Here is a 19,466-nt window from a genome sequence, read left to right as displayed (position 1 = left end):
GATGCAGAATTTGCAGCGTTACGCAGAGCGGGAATAGCTCAGTTGGTAGAGCACGACCTTGCCAAGGTCGGGGTCGCGAGTTCGAGTCTCGTTTCCCGCTCCAAAATTTGATCTGGCTTTCACAGCCACGCACCACCCAAGCGGGAATAGCTCAGTTGGTAGAGCACGACCTTGCCAAGGTCGGGGTCGCGAGTTCGAGTCTCGTTTCCCGCTCCAAAATTTGATTGGCCTTCACGGCCACGCACCACCCAAGCGGGAATAGCTCAGTTGGTAGAGCACGACCTTGCCAAGGTCGGGGTCGCGAGTTCGAGTCTCGTTTCCCGCTCCAGATTCTTATCTCCAGTACAAATTATCCACAGCGCCAAAGGGCGTCGGCGGTGGTTTTCTGCGTTTCTGACAAAGCCTTGTAAACAGAGTTATCCACAGGTAGCACGGATTTTCATTTTCCGCCAAGACATGAATAAGTATTACAGCGCAATGTTAACTTGTTGATTCTCGGTAAAATATTTTTATGCCAAAATATTAATATTGTCACCTGAAGCATTTCTTACAGTTGAATGACAAGGACTTTTTATTTTTATCCACATCCTGTGGACATGTCAGGCATCCCGCTTTAATCCCTTTTCAATAACGCGAACCAGCCTTTGTTTTTGCGGCAGCTGCACCTCCACTTCGTTCTCGCTTCGCCTGGCTAACTGCTGCGCTATCGCCCAGTCAATATGCTCATCAAGCAGCGGATGTTCCCCTTTACGCTGCTGTAACGCGTTAAGATGCGCTTCATCCCAGGGAGCATTCCCCAGCGCCACGGCGATGTTACGTAGCCAGCGTAAATGGCCAATGCGGCGAATGGCCGACCCTTCCGTCACTTTCAAAAAATGCGCTTCGCTCCAGGCGAAGAGTTCCACCAGCGGCGGAGCGTGCAGTGCGCGTCGGGGGCTGAAGTCGTCTTCTTCGGTAAGCTGTGAAAAGCGGTTCCACGGGCAAATCAGCTGGCAGTCATCGCAGCCGTAAATACGGTTGCCAATCAGCGGCCTGAATTCTTCCGGGATTGCCCCTTCCAGCTCAATCGTCAGATAGGAAATGCAGCGGCGCGCATCGACGGTATAGGGCTCTACAATCGCCCCGGTGGGACAGATTGTCATACAGGCCACGCAGCGCCCGCAGTTTTCTTCCACCGGCTGGTCTGGCGGCAGTGGAATATCAACCAGCAGTTCGCCAAGGAAGAAGAACGAGCCCGCGTCGCGGCTGAGAATAAGTGAGTGCTTACCTGTCCAGCCAAGCCCGGCCTTTTCGGCCAGCGGGCGCTCAAGAATGGGCGCGGAATCCACAAAAGGTCTAAAATTCAGCGTGGAACAGTGGGACTGGATCATCTCACCCAGCTTTTTCAGGCGGTTACGCAGCAGTTTGTGGTAGTCGCGCCCGAGAGCGTAACGGCTAACGTAGCCGAGGCCGGGATTTTTAAGGGTTGAGGCAAACGCGGCATTCGCCGGCAGATAGTTCATCCTCACGCTAATCACTCGCAGCGTGCCGGGAAGCAGTTCGTGAGGCCGCGCGCGCATCATACCGTGGCGCGCCATCCACTCCATCTCGCCGTGGTATTGTTTATCCAGCCATGCCTGGAGTTTTGGTTCGCTGGCGGTGAGATCGGTATCGGCAATACCTACCTGCTGGAAGCCGAGATCCTTGCCCCACCGTTTGATATTTTGCGCTAACTGATTGAGATCGAGGGGCTGTGACATGACGGACCATAACGAGAAATTAACCGCCAGAAGTATACCACACTCCGTCTGGCCGGCGGACTGGCTGCGCAAAGCTGAAAAAGAGGCCGCAGACAGCCTGGGAATAACGCTCTATGAGCTAATGCTGAGGGCGGGCGAGGCGGCGTTTAAACTTGCCCGCGAGCATTATCCTGATGCCCACCACTGGCTGATAACGTGCGGCCACGGCAATAACGGCGGCGATGGCTATGTGGTGGCACGCCTGGCGCAGGCCGCCGGTATCGCAGTGACCCTGGTTGCGCAGGAGAGCGATAAGCCGCTTCCTGAAGAGGCGGCGCAGGCGCGTGATGGCTGGTTAAACGCCGCCGGAACGATCCACGCGCCGGAGATAGCCTGGCCGGAAGAAGCCGATTTAATTATTGATGGCCTGCTTGGCACCGGGCTTACAAGCGCTCCACGCGAGGATCTTGCGGGAGTTATCGAAAAAATTAACCAGCATCGCGCGCCAGTTTTTGCGCTGGATATTCCCTCAGGTTTAGTGGCCGAAACGGGAGCAACCCCGGGTTCGGTGGTAAAGGCGAACCATACGTTAACCTTTATCGCCCTCAAGCCAGGATTGCTTACGGGACAAGCGAGGGATGTTGTCGGGCAACTGCATTATCACGCCCTCGGGCTGGAAGCCTGGCTGCAGACGCAGAACGCGCCGATTTCACGTTTCGACAGCAGGGATCTATCGCGCTGGCTCAAACCGCGCAAACCCACCTCGCACAAAGGAAGCAATGGCCGGCTGGTGATTATCGGCGGCGATCGCGGTACGGCAGGCGCGATTCGTATGACGGGCGAGGCCGCGCTGCGCGCCGGGGCAGGGCTGGTTCGCGTCCTGACCCGCATGGAGAATATCGCCCCGCTGATAACCGCGCGGCCGGAGTTAATGGTTCATGAACTTACGGCCGCATCGCTTGAAGCGAGCCTGGAATGGGCGGATGTCATCGTCATTGGGCCGGGGCTGGGCCAGCAGGAATGGGGTAAAAAAGCCCTGCAAAAAGTCGAGAACAGCCGCAAACCTGCGCTGTGGGATGCAGATGCGCTTAACCTTCTGGCAATCAATCCCGATAAACGTCAGAATCGCATCATTACTCCTCATCCCGGTGAAGCCGCTCGCCTGTTAAATTGCGCCGTGTCACAAATTGAGAGTGACCGCTTACTTGCAGCCGACCGCCTGGTAAAACGTTATGGCGGTTGCGTGGTCTTAAAAGGTGCGGGTACGGTGGTGGTAAGCGAGGATGGCGAACGCGGGCTGATTGATACCGGCAACGCGGGTATGGGCAGCGGTGGAATGGGGGACGTGCTCTCAGGCATAATTGGGGCGTTGCTGGCCCAGAAGCTTAGCCCGTATGATGCAGCCTGCGCCGGTTGTGTTGCGCACGGCGCCGCCGCGGATGTTCTTGCTGAGCAATATGGCACGCGCGGCATGCTTGCAAGCGATCTTTTTTCGACGTTGTACCGTTTTGTTAACCCGGATTTGAATACCAGAAACCATGATTAATCGTGTTATTACATTACCTGATGAAGCCGCAACGCTTGAGCTTGGCGCGCGCGTAGCGGCTGCCTGCGAAGGCGCAACCGTCATTTATCTTTATGGCGATCTTGGCGCGGGGAAAACCACGTTCAGCCGTGGATTCATGCAGGCGCTGGGCCACAAAGGAAACGTGAAAAGCCCGACTTACACGCTGGTTGAGCCCTACAGTCTCGACAACTTAATGGTGTACCATTTCGATTTGTATCGTCTGGCGGACCCGGAAGAACTCGAATTTATGGGGATCCGCGACTATTTTGCTAATGATGCAATCTGCCTGGTAGAGTGGCCGCAGCAGGGGAAAGGCGTTTTGCCGGAACCTGATATCGAACTGCATTTAAGCTACGAGGCGCAAGGGCGTGAGGCACGCATAACAGCAGTTTCCTCATCTGGTGATTCGTTACTGGCGCGGTTAGCCAAATAGGATGACGGGATGATCTATCGCGTTAAGGGTTGGTTGATGGCGGCCTGGCTGCTGGTGATGTGTGCCCAGGCCGGTGCGGCGAGCCTTGCGGATATTCAGGTGTCTAACGGCGATAACCAGGCGCGTATCACCTTTAGCTTTATGGGCGATCCGGAATATTCGTTTGTGCAGGATGATAAAAAAAGCGTCGCGCTGGATATCAGGCAAACCGGCGTGATTCAGGGCCTGCCGCTGCAGTTTAGCGGCAATAACCTCGTCAAAAGCATTCGCTCCGGGCAGCCGAAAGATGCCAGCTCTTTACGCCTGGTGGTGGATCTTACCCAGCCGGGCAAAACACGCGCGGTGAAACAGAAAAATGGTGCGGGTTACACCGTAGTGTTCACCATTAATGCGGATGCTCCGCCTCCACCACCTCCGGTTGTGGCTAAGCGCGTAGAGCCAGCCCCGGTGTCCCGGCCTGCAGAACCGGCTAAAAATCCCTTTAAAACGCAGCAGGTAACGGGCGTTATCGGCTCTAACACGGTAATTCGTCCGGCGCGTACCAGAAAAACCAGCGTAAGTTCAGATACCGTTGTGGTCGCTATCGATGCAGGACACGGCGGCCAGGACCCCGGCGCCATCGGCCCTGGCGGTACGAAAGAGAAAAACGTCACTATTTCTATTGCCCGCAAATTGCGCGAGCTGCTTAATGACGATCCGATGTTTAAGGGCGTGCTGACCCGCGACGGCGATTACTTCATTTCGGTAATGGGCCGTTCGGACGTGGCGCGTAAGCAAAACGCCAATATTCTGGTGTCGATTCATGCGGACGCCGCACCGAACCGCGATGCGACCGGCGCCTCTGTGTGGGTGCTGTCCAACCGCCGCGCGAACAGCGAAATGGCGGGCTGGCTTGAGCAGCACGAGAAGCAGTCGGAACTGCTGGGCGGCGCGGGGGACGTGCTGGCAAATAGCCAGGCGGATCCGTACCTCAGCCAGGCCGTGCTGGATTTGCAGTTCGGCCATTCCCAGCGCGTCGGGTATGATGTGGCGACAAAAATGCTGGCGCAGCTTGGGAAGGTAGGTTCGCTGCATAAACGCCGCCCGGAACATGCGAGCCTTGGCGTGCTGCGCTCCCCGGACATTCCTTCCGTGCTGGTGGAAACCGGGTTTATCAGTAATAACGGCGAAGAGCGCCTGCTCGATAGCGATGACTACCAGCAGCAGATCGCCAAAGCTATCTACGAAGGGCTGCGAAATTACTTCCTGACGCACCCGTTACAGTCGGCGCCCGCGGCGGGACAAACCGCAAAAGCGCAGGGCGCTGATGTAGATAAAGTCGCCATCACTCAATAAGGAATTCTATGCCGATTCAGGTTCTGCCTCCCCAGCTTGCGAACCAGATTGCCGCAGGCGAAGTGGTTGAGCGCCCTGCGTCGGTGGTAAAAGAGCTGATAGAAAACAGCCTTGATGCCGGTGCGACGCGTATCGACATCGATATCGAACGCGGCGGCGCGAAGCTTATCCGCATTCGCGACAATGGCTGCGGTATTAACAAGGATGAACTGGCGCTGGCGCTGGCTCGTCATGCCACCAGCAAAATTGCTTCGCTTGACGATCTTGAGGCCATTATCAGCCTCGGCTTTCGTGGCGAAGCGCTGGCAAGCATCAGCTCGGTTGCCCGCCTCACGCTAACTTCCCGCACCGCGGAACAAAGCGAAGCGTGGCAGGCCTACGCCGAAGGGCGCGATCAGAATGTGACGGTAAAACCCGCCGCGCATCCGGTCGGCACCACGCTCGAAGTGCTGGATTTGTTCTACAACACGCCGGCTCGTCGTAAATTCATGCGCACCGAGAAAACCGAGTTTAACCATATCGATGAAATCGTGCGCCGCATTGCGCTGGCGCGCTTTGACGTATCCATTAACCTCAATCACAACGGCAAAATGGTGCGGCAGTACCGTGCCGTGCAGGACGGCGCGCCACGTGAACGTCGGCTTGGGTCGATTTGCGGCACGCCGTTTTTGGAGCAGGCGCTGGCAATCGAATGGCAGCATGGCGATCTGGCGCTGCGAGGATGGGTTGCCGAACCTTCTGCCACTACTCCGACGCTGGCGGAAATCCAGTATTGCTATGTAAATGGCCGCATGATGCGCGATCGCCTGATCGTGCATGCGATTCGCCAGGCCTGTGAAGACAAGCTGGGACCCAATCAGCAGCCGGCTTTCGTGCTCTATCTGGAAATCGATCCGCATCAGGTTGACGTCAACGTGCATCCCGCCAAGCACGAGGTTCGTTTCCATCAGTCGCGCCTGGTGCATGATTTTATTTATCAGGGCGTATTGAGCGTTTTGCAGCAGCAAAGCGAAAATCACCTGCTGCAGGAAGAAACCCCAGCCGAAACCACGCAGGAACGCTGGCAGCCTGAAAACCGTGTGGCCTCGGGGCGTAATCAGTTTTCTACTCCACCTCAAAAGCCTGCGGCGCCTCGTGAAGCTGTGCCTCGGGCAGCCGGAGGTCATTCATCCGGCGCTAATTCCGGCGTGCACCCTCAGCCAGCATGGACAAATGCGACGCCAGGTTACCAGAAGCAGCAAGGCGAGCTTTATCGCCAGCTACTGGATACCCCAACGGTGCCGCCAGCGGTTAATCGCGCTGAGGAGCCGGGCGCGCTGGGAGGACATGCCCAGAGCTTTGGACGAGTACTGACGATTATTTCGCCGGAATACGCCCTTCTGGAGCGCGATGACAGCCTGATGCTTTTATCGCTCACCGTGGCGGATCGCTGGCTGAAGCAGGCGCAGCTTGTTCCGGGCAGTGAAGGCGTTCGCGCGCAGCCGTTGCTGATTCCCGTGCGGATGAAAGTCTCTAAGGAAGAGCTGGACGTGTTGCTGCGTTATCAACCGTTATTGCTGAGCATGGGCATCGAATTTGCCGCAGAAGCAAGGCAGATAACGATTCGCACCGTACCTTTACCTTTGCGTAAACAAAATTTACAAATCTTGATTCATGAACTGCCAGGATACCTGGCGCAACAGGCAGAGGTTAGCGCAATGCAAATTGCCCACTGGTTTGCTCGCCATTTAACCTGCGAGCATGAAGGGTGGAATCAGGCGCAAGCTATTGCTTTGCTTGCCGATATTGAGCGCCTTTGCCCGCAGCTGGTGAAAAATCCACCTGGCGGTTTGTTACAACCTGTTGATTTAACGCTGGCGATGAACGCCCTGAAACATGACTGAAGTAAGCAAAAGCCTGCCAAAGGCGATTTTTTTGATGGGGCCGACGGCCTCAGGTAAGACGGCATTAGCCATTAATTTGCGTAAATCGTTGCCGGTAGAGTTGATAAGCGTCGATTCGGCCCTTATCTATCAAGGGATGGACATCGGAACGGCGAAGCCGACGGCGGAAGAACTCGCCCAGGCACCGCACCGGTTACTTGATATTCTCGATCCGGCACAGGCATATTCAGCCGCGGATTTTCGTCGCGATGCGCTGGCACAGATGGCTGAAATTACCCGCAGCGGGCGTATCCCCTTGTTAGTCGGGGGAACGATGCTCTACTTCAAGGCGTTGTTAGAAGGGCTTTCACCGTTACCAGCGGCCGATCCGGACGTGCGCGCGAGGATTGAACAACAGGCAGCAGAGCAGGGATGGGATGCGCTGCATCGTCAACTGGTTGAGGTCGACCCGGTTGCCGGGGCAAGGATTCATCCTAACGATCCGCAAAGGCTTTCCCGGGCACTGGAAGTTTTTTTCATTTCGGGTAAAACTTTAACGGAACTGACGCAAACGTCAGGAGAAGCTCTGCCTTACCAGGTGCATCAGTTCGCCATCGCCCCGGCGAGCCGTGAACTGCTCCATCAGCGCATTGAGCAGCGTTTTCATCAGATGTTAGCTTCAGGTTTTGAAGCAGAAGTGCGGGCTCTTTTTGCCCGCGGAGATTTGCATACGGAGATGCCTTCCATTCGTTGTGTGGGTTACCGGCAGATGTGGTCTTATCTGGCGGGTGAAGTATCACATGAGGAAATGGTTTATCGAGGTATTTGCGCGACGAGACAATTGGCTAAACGCCAGATGACCTGGTTGCGAGGCTGGGAAGATGTTCACTGGTTAGACAGCGAAAACCCTGAACTGGCCCGCGATGAAGTATTACAGGTTGTTAGTGCGAAGCACCAATGAATGTGTACAATTGAATCGATATCGTGCGCAAATTTTTACGCAGTTTTTCAGAGCCTCAGGGTTCTTGAGTTACAAACAACAAGCATATAAGGAAAAGATAGAATGGCTAAGGGGCAATCATTACAAGATCCGTTCCTGAACGCATTGCGTCGGGAACGTGTTCCAGTTTCTATTTATTTGGTGAATGGTATTAAGCTGCAAGGTCAGATTGAGTCTTTCGATCAGTTTGTGATCCTGTTGAAAAACACGGTCAGCCAGATGGTCTATAAGCACGCGATTTCAACTGTTGTTCCGTCTCGTCCGGTATCTCATCACAGTAATAACACGGGTACTAGCGGTTCCGGCAGCTACCACCATGGTGGAAGCGCGCAGAGTTCTGGTTCTGCGCCACAACAAGACAGCGAAGACGCCGAATAAGGCATTTGTTGTTTTCCAGATCGGGGAACCAGGAAAGCTGCGTTCCCCGCTGGTCTTTTTGAGAGGTTATACGTTTGTTTGACCGTTATGACGCAGGTGAGCAGGCGGTACTGGTACACATCTATTTTTCGCAAGACAAAGACATGGAGGACCTGGCGGAGTTTGAATCCCTGGTCTCTTCAGCCGGCGTCGAAGCGCTGCAGGTGGTTACCGGTAGCCGCAAAGCGCCGCATCCAAAGTATTTTGTTGGTGAAGGCAAAGCCGTAGAAATCGCCGATGCAGTTAAAGCCACTGGGGCCTCGGTCGTGCTGTTCGATCATGCATTATCTCCGGCGCAAGAACGTAACCTTGAAGCCCTGTGCGCGTGTCGGGTTATCGACAGAACGGGGCTTATTTTAGATATTTTCGCCCAGCGTGCGCGTACCCACGAGGGTAAGCTGCAGGTTGAGCTGGCACAGTTGCGCCATCTGGCAACGCGACTGGTCCGCGGCTGGACCCACCTTGAGCGTCAAAAAGGTGGCATCGGTTTACGCGGTCCTGGCGAAACGCAGCTTGAAACGGACCGCCGACTGCTGCGTAACCGTATCATGCAGATCCTTGGACGCTTAGAACGAGTTGAAAAACAACGCGAACAAGGGCGGCGCTCGCGTGCGAAGGCCGATGTGCCGACAGTCTCGCTGGTGGGCTACACCAACGCCGGTAAATCCACCCTCTTTAACCAAATTACCGCGGCTGAAGTGTATGCCGCAGATCAGCTGTTCGCCACGCTCGATCCTACGCTGCGTCGTATCGACGTTGCAGACGTAGGGGAAACCGTGCTGGCAGATACGGTGGGCTTTATTCGGCATCTGCCTCATGACCTTGTGGCGGCGTTTAAAGCAACCTTGCAGGAGACCCGTCAGGCCACGCTGCTATTACACGTGATTGATGCGTCGGATCTCAGGATTCAGGAGAACATCGCCGCGGTCGATACCGTTTTAGAAGAGATCGAGGCCGATGACATTCCCGTCCTGCTGGTTATGAATAAAATCGATGCGCTGGACGAGTTTGAGCCGCGTATCGACAGGAACGATGAAAATGTACCGATACGCGTCTGGCTTTCAGCCCGGACGGGTGCCGGTATTCCACTGCTTTTCCAGGCTTTGACTGAACGTTTATCTGGTGAAATTGCGCAGCATACGTTGTGCTTACCCCCCCAGGCTGGGCGACTTCGGAGCCGGTTTTATCAGCTTCAGGCAATAGAAAAAGAGTGGATGGAGGATGACGGCAGCGTTGGCTTACAGGTTCGTATGCCCATCGTCGACTGGCGTCGCCTCTGTAAACAAGAACCGGCACTGATGGATTACATTGTTTGACCGGCGCGCGTTTGTCCTGAAGACTTTTTCCCCTACGGGGGATATCACCGCACAACAAATATGGAGCATAAACATGGCGTGGAATCAGCCCGGTAATAACGGACAGGACCGCGACCCGTGGGGAAGCAGCAAACCTGGCGGCGACTCTGGGGGTAACAAAGGAGGGCGCGATCAGGGACCCCCTGATCTGGATGATATCTTCCGTAAGTTAAGTAAAAAACTTGGTGGCTTAGGCGGCGGTAAAAGCGGCGGTACCGGCGGCGGTTCTTCTCAGACTCCGCGTCCACATATTGGTGGTCGCGTGGTGGGCATTGTCGCTGTCGCTGCGGTCATTATTTGGGCAGCCACCGGGTTCTATACCATTAAAGAAGCCGAACGCGGCGTTGTGACGCGTTTTGGTAAGTTCAGCCATCTGGTTGAGCCTGGCCTGAACTGGAAACCGACCTTCATTGACAGCGTGCGCGCAGTTAACGTGGAATCCGTGCGTGAACTTGCCGCTTCTGGCGTAATGCTGACCTCTGATGAAAACGTCGTACGCGTTGAAATGAACGTGCAGTACCGCGTAACCGATCCGCAAAGATACCTGTACAGCGTGACCAGCGCGGACGACAGCCTGCGCCAGGCAACCGACAGCGCCCTGCGTGGCGTAATCGGCAAATACACCATGGATAAGATCCTTACTGAGGGTCGTACCATTATTCGTAACGATACCCAGCGCGAACTGGAAGAGACCATTCGCCCGTACAACATGGGTATTACCCTGCTTGACGTCAACTTCCAGGCAGCCCGTCCGCCGGAAGAGGTGAAGGCGGCGTTTGATGATGCAATTTCCGCGCGTGAAAACGAACAGCAATACATTCGAGAAGCTGAAGCCTACACCAACGAAGTTCAGCCGCGTGCTAACGGTCAGGCGCAGCGTATTCTCGAAGAAGCGCGTGCCTATAAGACACAGACCGTGTTAGAAGCGCAGGGTGAAGTCGCTCGCTTTGCGAAGCTGCTGCCAGAATATAAAGCTGCGCCAGAAATCACCCGTGAACGTATGTATATCGAAACCATGGAAAAAGTGCTTAGCCAAACCCGTAAAGTGCTGGTCAACGATAAAGGTGGCAACCTGATGGTGCTGCCGCTCGATCAGATGCTCAAAGGGGGAGCGCAGCCTGCCGCCGGGAGCGATAAAAGCGGTGCAAACAACTTACTGCGCCTGCCGCCAGCGTCCAGCTCAGCCAGCGGCAGCGCCAGCACTTCGTCCTCGACCAACAGAGGCGATATCATGGATCAGCGTCGTGCGGACGCACAGCGCACTGATAACCAGCGCGTAGGGAGTGAATAACGATGCGTAAGTCAGTCATTGCTTTAATTATCATCGTGCTGGTGGTGCTGTTCACCTCGATCTTCGTGGTACACGAAGGGGAGCGAGGGATCACATTACGCTTTGGTAAAGTGCTGCGTGATGATGAGAACAAGCCTGTGGTTTACGAGCCGGGCCTGCATTTCAAAGTGCCGTTTATCGAGTCGGTTAAAACGCTTGATGCCCGTATTCAGACTATGGATAACCAGGCAGATCGCTTTGTAACCAAAGAGAAAAAAGATCTGATTGTCGACTCCTACATCAAATGGCGTATCAGCGACTTTAGCCGCTACTACCTGGCAACCGGTGGTGGCGACGTCTCTCAGGCGGAAGTGCTGTTGAAACGTAAATTCAGCGACCGCCTGCGCTCGGAAATTGGTCGTCTGGATGTGAAAGATATCGTGACCGATTCCCGCGGTCGTTTGACGCTGGATGTCCGTGACGCGCTGAACTCTGGTTCTGCGGGCACAGACGATGAAGTGGCAACGCCGGCAGCAGACGATGCCATCGCTTCTGCGGCAGCGCGTATTACCAAAGAAACGCAGGGTAAGGTCGCGGTCGTCAACCCGAACAGTATGGCGGCGTTGGGTATCGAAGTAGTGGACGTGCGCATCAAGCAGATCAACCTGCCTGCTGAAGTATCCGAAGCTATCTACAACCGTATGCGCGCCGAGCGTGAAGCGGTAGCCCGTCGCCACCGTTCACAGGGTCAGGAAGAAGCTGAGAAGCTGCGTGCGACCGCCGATTACGAAGTCACCCGTACTCTGGCAGAAGCCGAGCGTCAGGGGCGTATCAGCCGTGGTGAAGGCGATGCGCAAGCGGCTAAACTCTTTGCGGATGCATTCAGCCAGGATCCCGACTTCTATGCCTTTATCCGTAGCCTGCGCGCCTATGAAGCAAGCTTCAAGTCCGGTCAGGACGTGATGGTGCTTAGCCCGGACAACGATTTCTTCCGCTACATGAAAACGCCTGCGAACAGCTCACGCTAGCTTCGTCAGCAACTTAATCAAGAGCCGGTTTGTCCGGCTCTTTTTTTATCCGCTTCAGGGAATGCTATGAACTCTACAATCTGGATAGCGCTGGCGCTCGTTCTGGTGCTCGAAGGCCTGGGTCCGATGCTTTATCCGCGTATGTGGCGCCGCATGATCGCCGCGATGACGCAACTGCCAGACAATACGCTACGCCGCTTTGGCGGCGGACTAGTGGTGGCAGGCGTCGTTATCTACTATATGTTGAGTCGCGCGGCGGGCTGAATAAGATTCAGGCGGCCGATTACCATTTTGTAGACTAAAAGGGCTGATCATCGGGGAAACCGATGGTAGAATCCTTTTTTAAGCAAACGGTGATTTTGAAAAATGGGTAACAACGTCGTCGTACTGGGCACCCAATGGGGTGACGAAGGTAAAGGAAAGATCGTCGATCTTCTGACTGAACGGGCTAAATATGTTGTGCGCTACCAGGGCGGTCACAACGCAGGCCATACTCTCGTAATCAACGGTGAAAAAACCGTCCTCCATCTTATTCCATCAGGCATTCTTCGCGATAACGTCACCAGCATCATTGGTAACGGCGTTGTGCTGTCTCCTGCAGCGCTGATGAAAGAGATGAAAGGTCTGGAAGATCGCGGTCTTCCAGTACGTGAGCGTCTGCTGCTGTCTGAAGCGTGCCCGCTGATCCTCGATTACCATGTGGCTCTGGATGTTGCTCGCGAAAAAGCGCGCGGCGCCAAAGCTATCGGTACCACCGGTCGTGGTATCGGTCCTGCGTATGAAGACAAAGTGGCCCGTCGCGGCCTGCGTGTTGGCGACCTGTTCGACAAAGCCACCTTTGCAGACAAGCTGAAAGAAGTGATGGAATACCATAACTTCCAGCTGGTTAACTTCTATAAAGTCGAAGCGGTTGACTACCAGAAGGTCCTGGACGATGTGATGGCTATCGCCGACATCCTGACCAGCATGGTAGTGGACGTCTCCGATCTGCTGGATCAGGCGCGTAAACGCGGTGACTTCGTGATGTTCGAAGGAGCGCAGGGCACCCTGCTGGATATCGATCACGGCACTTATCCGTACGTCACTTCCTCGAACACCACCGCTGGCGGCGTCGCAACTGGTTCTGGCCTCGGCCCGCGCTATGTGGATTACGTGCTGGGGATCATTAAGGCTTACTCCACTCGCGTTGGCGCAGGTCCATTCCCTACCGAACTGTTTGATGACATCGGCGAGTTCCTGTGCAAACAGGGTAACGAGTTTGGTGCGACCACCGGTCGCCGCCGCCGTACCGGCTGGCTGGACGTGGTTGCCGTGCGCCGCGCGGTGCAGATTAACTCCCTCTCAGGCTTCTGCCTGACCAAGCTGGACGTGCTGGACGGCCTGAAAGAGGTGAAACTCTGCGTCGGCTACCGCATGCCGGATGGTCGTGAAGTCACCACCACCCCAATGGCGGCGGATGACTGGGAAGGCATCGAGCCAATCTACGAAACCATGCCGGGCTGGTCCGAAACGACCTTCGGCGTGAAAGAGCGCAGCGGCTTGCCGCAGGCAGCGCTTGACTATATCAAACGTATTGAAGAACTTACCGAAGTGCCTGTAGATATCATCTCTACCGGTCCGGACCGTTCTGAAACCATGATTCTGCGCGATCCGTTCGACGCGTAATCCTGCTATGGGGTGTGACCATCACACCCCATTATCCTTCAGGCTGCAGCGGCGTTGGCGACGCTCAGTTACCAGAATCACTTACCGAAGTAAGCTCATCGGGATAAGCTTCCTTGCCGCCTGGCTACAACCCGAATGCTGATGGGTGTAAACGTTGTTTTAAGCCGCTTTTTTACCTTCCCCATATAAATAAATTAGCCGCCAAAGATATGGCTGGTTTATCATCAATATATCGCCACACCGGCAATAAGCGTTTCCCCCCTCCCACCCAAGAGGTTGATGTGCAGTTAACGAGTTTTACTGATTACGGTTTACGTGCTTTGATTTATATGGCGTCTTTGCCTGAAGGAAGGATGACCAGCATTTCTGAAGTAACAGAGGTGTATGGCGTATCGCGTAACCATATGGTGAAAATCATTAATCAGCTCAGTCGCGCCGGCTTTGTAACCGCCGTGCGCGGAAAAAACGGCGGCATTCGCCTCGGTAAACCCGCCCATACTATTCGTGTGGGAGATGTGGTGCGAGAGCTGGAGCCGCTGTCCCTGGTGAACTGTAGCAGTGAGTTTTGTCATATAACCCCCGCATGCCGCCTTAAGCTTGCTCTTGGCAAAGCGGTGCAGAGCTTCCTTCTGGAGCTCGACAGGCACACGCTGGCCGATTTGGTGGACCAAAACCAACCGCTCTACAAATTACTGCTGGTGGAGTAACACATAACTCCATCCGCGGATGACTTCGGAGGAACCGCAATGTCAAAAGATCCTTTTCAGGAACGAGAAGCCGAAAAATACGAAAACCCGATCCCAAGCCGGGAATTTATTCTTGCCCATCTTTCAAAACGTGAAAAACCTGCCAATCGTGACGAACTGGCAGAAGAGCTGAATATCAGCGGCGAAGAGCAGCTGGAAGCGCTGCGCCGCCGCCTGCGCGCCATGGAGCGCGACGGTCAGCTAGTCTTTACCCGCCGCCAGTGCTACGCCTTGCCAGAACGCCTTGATTTGCTCAAGGGCAAAGTTATCGGCCATCGTGATGGCTTCGGCTTCCTGCGCGTCGAAGGGCGTAAAGACGACCTTTATCTTTCATCTGAGCAGATGAAAATGTGCATGCACGGCGATATCGTGCTGGCGCAGCCGCTGGGCGCGGATCGTAAAGGCCGCCGCGAAGCGCGTATCGTGCGCGTGCTTGAGCCAAGAACCGGGCAAATCGTCGGCCGCTACTTTACCGACGCCGGCATTGGTTTTGTGGTGCCGGACGACAGCCGTCTGAGCTTCGATATTCTGATCCCGCCAGAAGAGCTGATGGGCGCGCGCATGGGCTTTGTGGTGGTGGTTGAGCTTACCCAGCGCCCAACCCGCCGTACCAAAGCGGTGGGTAAAATCGTTGAGGTGCTCGGCGATAATATGGGCACCGGCATGGCCGTTGATATGGCGCTGCGCACCCATGAAATCCCTTATGTCTGGCCGCAAGAAGTTGAAGCCCAGGTGGCGACGCTTAAAGAAGAAGTGCCGGAAGATGCCAAAGTGGGCCGCGTGGATTTACGCGACTTGCCGCTCGTTACCATCGACGGGGAAGACGCCCGCGACTTTGATGACGCCGTCTTCTGCGAGAAAAAACGCGGCGGCGGCTGGCGCCTGTGGGTGGCGATTGCTGACGTAAGCTATTACGTTCGCCCGCCAACCGCGCTGGATAAAGAAGCCCGCAACCGCGGCACCTCCGTTTACTTCCCGTCGCAGGTGATTCCGATGCTGCCGGAAGTGCTTTCTAACGGCCTCTGTTCGCTTAATCCGCAGGTAGATCGTCTGTGTATGGTCTGCGAGATGACCATCTCCGCCTCGGGCCGCCTCACCGGTTCGAAATTCTACGAAGCGGTAATGAGCTCCCATGCGCGCCTGACCTACACCAAAGTGTGGCACATGCTGCAGGGCGACCAGGAGCTGCGCGAGCAATATGCGCCGCTGGTTAAGCATATTGAAGAGCTGCATAACCTCTATAAGGTGCTGGAAGTTTCCCGCGCGCAGCGCGGCGGGATCTCGTTCGAAAGCGAAGAAGCGAAGTTTATCTTTAACGCCGAACGTCGTATTGAACGCGTCGAGCAAACCGTGCGTAACGATGCGCACAAGCTCATCGAAGAGTGCATGATTCTGGCGAACATCTCGGCTGCGCGCTTTGTTGAAAAGCACAACGAGCCGTCGCTGTTCCGCGATCACGACAGGCCGACCAACGATGCCATCACCTCATTCCGCACGGTGCTGGCAGAGCTTGGGCTGGAGCTGCCCGGCGGCCAGAAGCCGGAACCGCGCGATTATGCCGAATTGCTGACCTCCATCGCCGATCGTCCGGATCATGAAATGCTGCAAACTATGCTGCTGCGCTCCATGAAACAGGCGGTTTACGATCCGGAAAACCGCGGGCACTTCGGTCTTGCGCTGCAATCCTACGCGCACTTTACCTCGCCGATTCGCCGCTATCCGGACCTGCTGCTGCACCGCGCCATTAAATATCTGCTGGCGAAAGAGCAGGGGCATAAAGGCAACAGCACGGCGTCCGGCGGCTGGCACTACGACATGGAAGAGATGCTGCAGCTTGGCCAGCATTGTTCTATGGCTGAGCGTCGCGCCGACGAAGCAACACGCGACGTGGCGGACTGGCTGAAGTGCGACTTTATGCAGGATCAGGTAGGCCAGGTGTTCAACGGGATTATCGCAAGCGTGACCGGCTTCGGTTTCTTTGTACGTCTTGTCGATCTGTTTATCGATGGCCTGGTGCATGTCTCCACGCTGGATAACGACTACTACCGCTTTGACCAGGTCGGGCAGCGCCTGATTGGCGAATCCGGCGGCCAGACGTATCGCTTGGGCGACCGCGTGGAAGTGCGCGTTGAGGCCGTGCATATGGACGAGCGCAAAATTGATTTCGCCTTGATTTCCAGCTCCCGTGCGCCGCGCGGCGAAGGTAAAACGGCGAAAGACAGAGCCAAAAAGGGCGGTAACGGCGCAGGGCCGAAACGGCGTCAGGGCGGTAAACGCGTGAACTTCGAGCCGGACAGCGCTTTCCGTAAAGAGAAAGAGCCGGCTAAGCCGAAGAAAGCGAAAACCGAGAAGAAGGAGAAGAAAGCCAAAACGCCTTCGGACAAAACACGTAAGATAGCCGCCGCAACTAAAGCGAAGCGCGCAGCTAAGAAGCAGCCGAGCTGAAGCCGGCGCTGCCGTAGAGCGGATAAGCTTGCGCTATCCGCCGTTACCGCTCCGGCAATCAAGGTGGATGACGTTACGTTTATCCACCTTACCGCTTCTCAATAATGAACCGAACAACAGACCTGTGGGGTCTGAACCGAGTAATAGCAATGAGTGAAATGATTTACGGCATTCACGCCGTCCAGGCCCTGCTTGAGAATGCGCCGCAGCGTTTTCAGGAAGTCTTTATCCTTAAAGGCCGGGAAGACAAACGTCTGATGCCTTTAATCCATGCGCTGGAAGCTCAGGGCGTGCCTGTGCAAATGGCAAACCGTCAGTGGCTGGATGAAAAGTCCGAGGGTGCCGTGCACCAGGGCATTATTGCGCGCGTGAAGCCGGGTCGTCAGTACCAGGAAAACGATCTGCCGGAGCTTATCGCCGGCATCGATCAACCCTTCCTGCTGATCCTTGACGGCGTTACCGATCCTCACAACCTGGGCGCCTGCCTGCGCAGCGCCGATGCGGCCGGCGTGCATGCCGTTATCGTGCCTAAAGATCGCTCAGCCATGCTGAACGCAACGGCCAAAAAAGTGGCCTGCGGCGCAGCAGAGAACGTGCCTCTTATCCGCGTAACCAACCTCGCGCGCACCATGCGTACGCTGCAGGAAGCGAACATCTGGATTGTCGGTACGGCAGGCGAAGCGGACCATACGCTGTTCCAGAGCAAAATGACCGGCCCAATGGCGCTGGTGATGGGCGCGGAAGGCGAAGGCATGCGCCGCCTGACCCGCGAACATTGCGATGAGCTAATCAGCATTCCAATGGCGGGCTCCGTATCGTCGTTAAACGTTTCCGTCGCGACCGGCGTCTGCCTGTTCGAAGCGGTGCGTCAACGCAGCAAATAATTCTTTACGGGGTGGTTAACACCCCGCTTTGTGATCTCACGCCAGGCATAAGCTTCGTCACCATCCATACTTAGTGGCAATGCCATAACTGGAGGGAACGCGATGCGCTGGCAAACCCATACCGTTTTTAATCAACCCATACCCCTCAATAACAGCAACCTTTTCCTTTCTGATATCTCGCTTTGCGAGGCCGTTGCCCGCGAAGGCGCGGGCTGGGATGCAGAGCTGTTGGCAAGTATCGGGCAGCAGCTCGGTTCAGCTGAATCGCTGGAGCTGGGACGGCTGGCGAATGCCAATCCTCCTGAGCTGCTGCGTTACGATCCCAGCGGCGAACGGCTTGATGACGTGCGTTTTCATCCCGCCTGGCATCTGCTGATGCAGGGCTTATGCGCCAACCGCGTCCACAATTTGCCGTGGCAGGAGGATGCCCGTCAGGGTTCATTCGTGGCGAGAGCTGCACGTTTTGTTCAGCATGCGCAGGTGGAAGCAGGCACGCTGTGTCCGGTTACGATGACCTTTGGCGCGATCCCTCTGCTGCAACGCTCTCTGCCGAAAGAGTTTCATTCCTGGTTAAAACCGCTGCTTAGCGATCGCTACGACGCACACCTTCTGCCCGGTAGCCAGAAGCGCGGTTTGCTCATCGGTATGGGGATGACCGAAAAGCAGGGCGGTTCAGACGTGCTCAGCAACACCACGCGCGCGGAAGCGACAGACAGGCGCGGGCCGGGTGAAATGTATCGCCTGCTGGGACACAAATGGTTCTTCTCCGTGCCGCAAAGCGATGCGCATCTGGTGCTGGCGCAGGCGAAAGGAGGGCTGTCCTGCTTCTTTCTGCCACGATTCTTGCCTGACGGGCAGCGTAATCAGGTCAGGCTTGAGCGCCTTAAAGACAAGCTTGGCAACCGTTCCAATGCCAGCAGCGAGGTGGAATTTTTTGACGCCATCGGCTGGCTAATCGGCGAAGAAGGCGAGGGCGTGCGGTCCATTCTCAAAATGGGCGGTTTTACCCGTTTTGACTGCGCGCTTGGCAGCCATGGCCTCATGCGTCGGGCGTTGTCTGTCGCGCTTTATCATGCTCATCAGCGCCAGGCGTTTGGTAAGAATCTTATCGAGCAGCCCATTATGCGGCAGGTGCTGGGCCGTATGGCGCTGCAACTGGAGGGACAAACGGCCTTTCTGTTCCGTCTGGCCCGCGCCTGGGAGTCGCCGGCAGATCCGCTTGAGCTGGCCTATAGCCGCTTGTTTACGCCAGCCGCGAAATTCAGCATCTGCAAGGCGGGGATGCCGTTCGTGGCGGAAACGATGGAAGTGCTGGGTGGCGCAGGATACTGCGAAGAGAGCGAGCTGCCGCGGCTCTATCGTGAAATGCCCGTCAACAGCATCTGGGAAGGTTCCGGCAATATTATGAGCCTCGATGTGCTGCGGGTGATTGCCCGCCAGCCTGGCGTGCTGGAAATGCTGCATGCTGAATTCGATGAAGTAAAAGGGCAGAACCGCCACTTCGACCGAAGCTGGCGGCAGCTGCAGCAGCGCATTCGCAAGCCGCAGGAGGAATGGGGAAGGAGCATCACCCGGCAGCTGGCTAACCTCGCGACCGGTGCGCAACTGTTAACGCACTCCTCACCGCCGCTGGCTGAAGCCTGGTGCCGCATGACGCTGGACGAGCGCGGCGAATCGGTGCTGCCGGAGCAGGTGATAACCGGCGTGCTGCTGCGCGCCACGGGGCGCACAGCGTAATCAC

General features: G+C 56.0%; 16 protein-coding genes and 3 tRNA genes. 18 read left to right on the top strand and 1 reads right to left on the bottom strand.

The window, feature by feature from the left end:
• The first annotated feature begins 27 nt into the window (after positions 1–27).
• The 3 genes from WLO31_RS18415 (at position 28) to WLO31_RS18405 (ending at position 328) form a co-directional block, all read left to right on the top strand.
• A tRNA-Gly gene (locus WLO31_RS18415) sits at positions 28–103 on the top strand.
• Between the two features lie 37 nt (positions 104–140).
• A tRNA-Gly gene (locus tag WLO31_RS18410) sits at positions 141–216 on the top strand.
• 36 nt (positions 217–252) lie between these two features.
• Positions 253–328: transfer RNA gene (locus WLO31_RS18405), tRNA-Gly, on the top strand.
• Between the two features lie 271 nt (positions 329–599).
• Here the strand turns inward: WLO31_RS18405 and queG are convergent.
• Complete coding sequence (gene queG / locus WLO31_RS18400) at positions 600–1,739, bottom strand: tRNA epoxyqueuosine(34) reductase QueG (RefSeq protein WP_435928053.1); 1,140 nt, start codon at positions 1,737–1,739, stop codon at positions 600–602.
• On the opposite strand from queG, the gene nnr reads away from it, so the two are divergent.
• The 15 genes from nnr (at position 1,738) to WLO31_RS18325 (ending at position 19,462) form a co-directional block, all read left to right on the top strand.
• Positions 1,738–3,264 (top strand): bifunctional ADP-dependent NAD(P)H-hydrate dehydratase/NAD(P)H-hydrate epimerase, encoded by a 1,527-nt coding sequence (gene nnr / locus WLO31_RS18395; protein ID WP_435928052.1) that lies wholly within the window; start codon positions 1,738–1,740, stop codon positions 3,262–3,264. The genes queG and nnr overlap by 2 nt on opposite strands.
• Complete coding sequence (gene tsaE, locus WLO31_RS18390; RefSeq protein ID WP_435928051.1) at positions 3,257–3,718, top strand: tRNA (adenosine(37)-N6)-threonylcarbamoyltransferase complex ATPase subunit type 1 TsaE; 462 nt, start codon at positions 3,257–3,259, stop codon at positions 3,716–3,718. Before nnr ends, tsaE begins: the two co-directional genes overlap by 8 nt.
• 9 nt (positions 3,719–3,727) lie before the next feature.
• The gene (gene amiB, locus WLO31_RS18385) at positions 3,728–5,053 is read left to right on the top strand and encodes an N-acetylmuramoyl-L-alanine amidase AmiB (protein ID WP_435928050.1); all 1,326 of its coding nucleotides are present in this window, start codon (positions 3,728–3,730) and stop codon (positions 5,051–5,053) included.
• An 8-nt stretch (positions 5,054–5,061) separates the two neighbouring features.
• A complete protein-coding gene (gene mutL, locus WLO31_RS18380; protein ID WP_435928049.1) occupies positions 5,062–6,936 on the top strand; it encodes a DNA mismatch repair endonuclease MutL in 1,875 nt (624 codons plus the stop codon).
• Complete coding sequence (gene miaA / locus WLO31_RS18375) at positions 6,929–7,876, top strand: tRNA (adenosine(37)-N6)-dimethylallyltransferase MiaA (RefSeq protein ID WP_435928048.1); 948 nt, start codon at positions 6,929–6,931, stop codon at positions 7,874–7,876. The genes mutL and miaA overlap by 8 nt, the downstream gene beginning before the upstream one ends.
• Before the next feature lie 102 nt (positions 7,877–7,978).
• Positions 7,979–8,293 carry an RNA chaperone Hfq gene (hfq, locus tag WLO31_RS18370; protein WP_435928047.1) on the top strand — a complete coding sequence of 105 codons (315 nt, stop codon included), beginning with the start codon at positions 7,979–7,981 and terminating at the stop codon, positions 8,291–8,293.
• Between the two features lie 74 nt (positions 8,294–8,367).
• Positions 8,368–9,648 carry a ribosome rescue GTPase HflX gene (gene hflX, locus WLO31_RS18365; RefSeq protein ID WP_435928046.1) on the top strand — a complete coding sequence of 427 codons (1,281 nt, stop codon included), beginning with the start codon at positions 8,368–8,370 and terminating at the stop codon, positions 9,646–9,648.
• A gap of 73 nt (positions 9,649–9,721) precedes the next feature.
• Positions 9,722–10,978 carry an FtsH protease activity modulator HflK gene (hflK, locus tag WLO31_RS18360; protein WP_435928045.1) on the top strand — a complete coding sequence of 419 codons (1,257 nt, stop codon included), beginning with the start codon at positions 9,722–9,724 and terminating at the stop codon, positions 10,976–10,978.
• Between the two features lie 2 nt (positions 10,979–10,980).
• Entirely contained in the window at positions 10,981–11,985 is a 1,005-nt protein-coding gene (hflC, locus tag WLO31_RS18355) for a protease modulator HflC (protein WP_435928044.1), read from the top strand.
• 66 nt (positions 11,986–12,051) lie between these two features.
• On the top strand, positions 12,052–12,249 hold the full coding sequence (locus WLO31_RS18350; protein WP_121266851.1) for a DUF2065 domain-containing protein: 198 nt from the start codon (positions 12,052–12,054) through the stop codon (positions 12,247–12,249).
• Between the two features lie 102 nt (positions 12,250–12,351).
• Complete coding sequence (locus WLO31_RS18345; protein WP_435928043.1) at positions 12,352–13,650, top strand: adenylosuccinate synthase; 1,299 nt, start codon at positions 12,352–12,354, stop codon at positions 13,648–13,650.
• 281 nt (positions 13,651–13,931) lie between these two features.
• On the top strand, positions 13,932–14,357 hold the full coding sequence (gene nsrR / locus WLO31_RS18340; RefSeq protein ID WP_435930668.1) for a nitric oxide-sensing transcriptional repressor NsrR: 426 nt from the start codon (positions 13,932–13,934) through the stop codon (positions 14,355–14,357).
• A 39-nt stretch (positions 14,358–14,396) separates the two neighbouring features.
• On the top strand, positions 14,397–16,841 hold the full coding sequence (rnr, locus tag WLO31_RS18335; protein ID WP_435928042.1) for a ribonuclease R: 2,445 nt from the start codon (positions 14,397–14,399) through the stop codon (positions 16,839–16,841).
• Positions 16,842–16,990: 149 nt separating this feature from the next.
• Positions 16,991–17,725, top strand: coding sequence for a 23S rRNA (guanosine(2251)-2'-O)-methyltransferase RlmB (rlmB, locus tag WLO31_RS18330; protein WP_435928041.1), 735 nt, complete (start codon positions 16,991–16,993; stop codon positions 17,723–17,725).
• A 102-nt stretch (positions 17,726–17,827) separates the two neighbouring features.
• Positions 17,828–19,462 (top strand): isovaleryl-CoA dehydrogenase, encoded by a 1,635-nt coding sequence (locus tag WLO31_RS18325; protein ID WP_435928040.1) that lies wholly within the window; start codon positions 17,828–17,830, stop codon positions 19,460–19,462.
• The last annotated feature ends 4 nt before the right edge of the window (positions 19,463–19,466 follow it).

Origin of the sequence: Dryocola sharpae (genome assembly GCF_051307055.1) — a bacterium.
In the GTDB taxonomy this organism is placed as follows: domain Bacteria; phylum Pseudomonadota; class Gammaproteobacteria; order Enterobacterales; family Enterobacteriaceae; genus Dryocola.
The sequence above is the reverse complement of the archived record's forward strand: the minus strand, read 5'-3'. Positions and strand labels throughout refer to the sequence as shown.

Excerpts from the sequence above, each read along its gene's own strand:
- hflK (WP_435928045.1), top strand. The coding sequence starts at position 9,722 with ATGGCGTGGAATCAGCCCGGTAATAACGGACAGGACCGCGACCCGTGG.
- hfq (WP_435928047.1), top strand. The coding sequence starts at position 7,979 with ATGGCTAAGGGGCAATCATTACAAGATCCGTTCCTGAACGCATTGCGT.
- WLO31_RS18345 (WP_435928043.1), top strand. The coding sequence starts at position 12,352 with ATGGGTAACAACGTCGTCGTACTGGGCACCCAATGGGGTGACGAAGGT.
- miaA (WP_435928048.1), top strand. The coding sequence starts at position 6,929 with ATGACTGAAGTAAGCAAAAGCCTGCCAAAGGCGATTTTTTTGATGGGG.
- rlmB (WP_435928041.1), top strand. The coding sequence starts at position 16,991 with ATGAGTGAAATGATTTACGGCATTCACGCCGTCCAGGCCCTGCTTGAG.
- nnr (WP_435928052.1), top strand. The coding sequence starts at position 1,738 with ATGACGGACCATAACGAGAAATTAACCGCCAGAAGTATACCACACTCC.
- hflC (WP_435928044.1), top strand. The coding sequence starts at position 10,981 with ATGCGTAAGTCAGTCATTGCTTTAATTATCATCGTGCTGGTGGTGCTG.
- tsaE (WP_435928051.1), top strand. The coding sequence starts at position 3,257 with ATGATTAATCGTGTTATTACATTACCTGATGAAGCCGCAACGCTTGAG.
- queG (WP_435928053.1), bottom strand. The coding sequence starts at position 1,739 with ATGTCACAGCCCCTCGATCTCAATCAGTTAGCGCAAAATATCAAACGG.
- WLO31_RS18350 (WP_121266851.1), top strand. The coding sequence starts at position 12,052 with ATGAACTCTACAATCTGGATAGCGCTGGCGCTCGTTCTGGTGCTCGAA.
- WLO31_RS18325 (WP_435928040.1), top strand. The coding sequence starts at position 17,828 with ATGCGCTGGCAAACCCATACCGTTTTTAATCAACCCATACCCCTCAAT.
- amiB (WP_435928050.1), top strand. The coding sequence starts at position 3,728 with ATGATCTATCGCGTTAAGGGTTGGTTGATGGCGGCCTGGCTGCTGGTG.
- rnr (WP_435928042.1), top strand. The coding sequence starts at position 14,397 with ATGTCAAAAGATCCTTTTCAGGAACGAGAAGCCGAAAAATACGAAAAC.
- mutL (WP_435928049.1), top strand. The coding sequence starts at position 5,062 with ATGCCGATTCAGGTTCTGCCTCCCCAGCTTGCGAACCAGATTGCCGCA.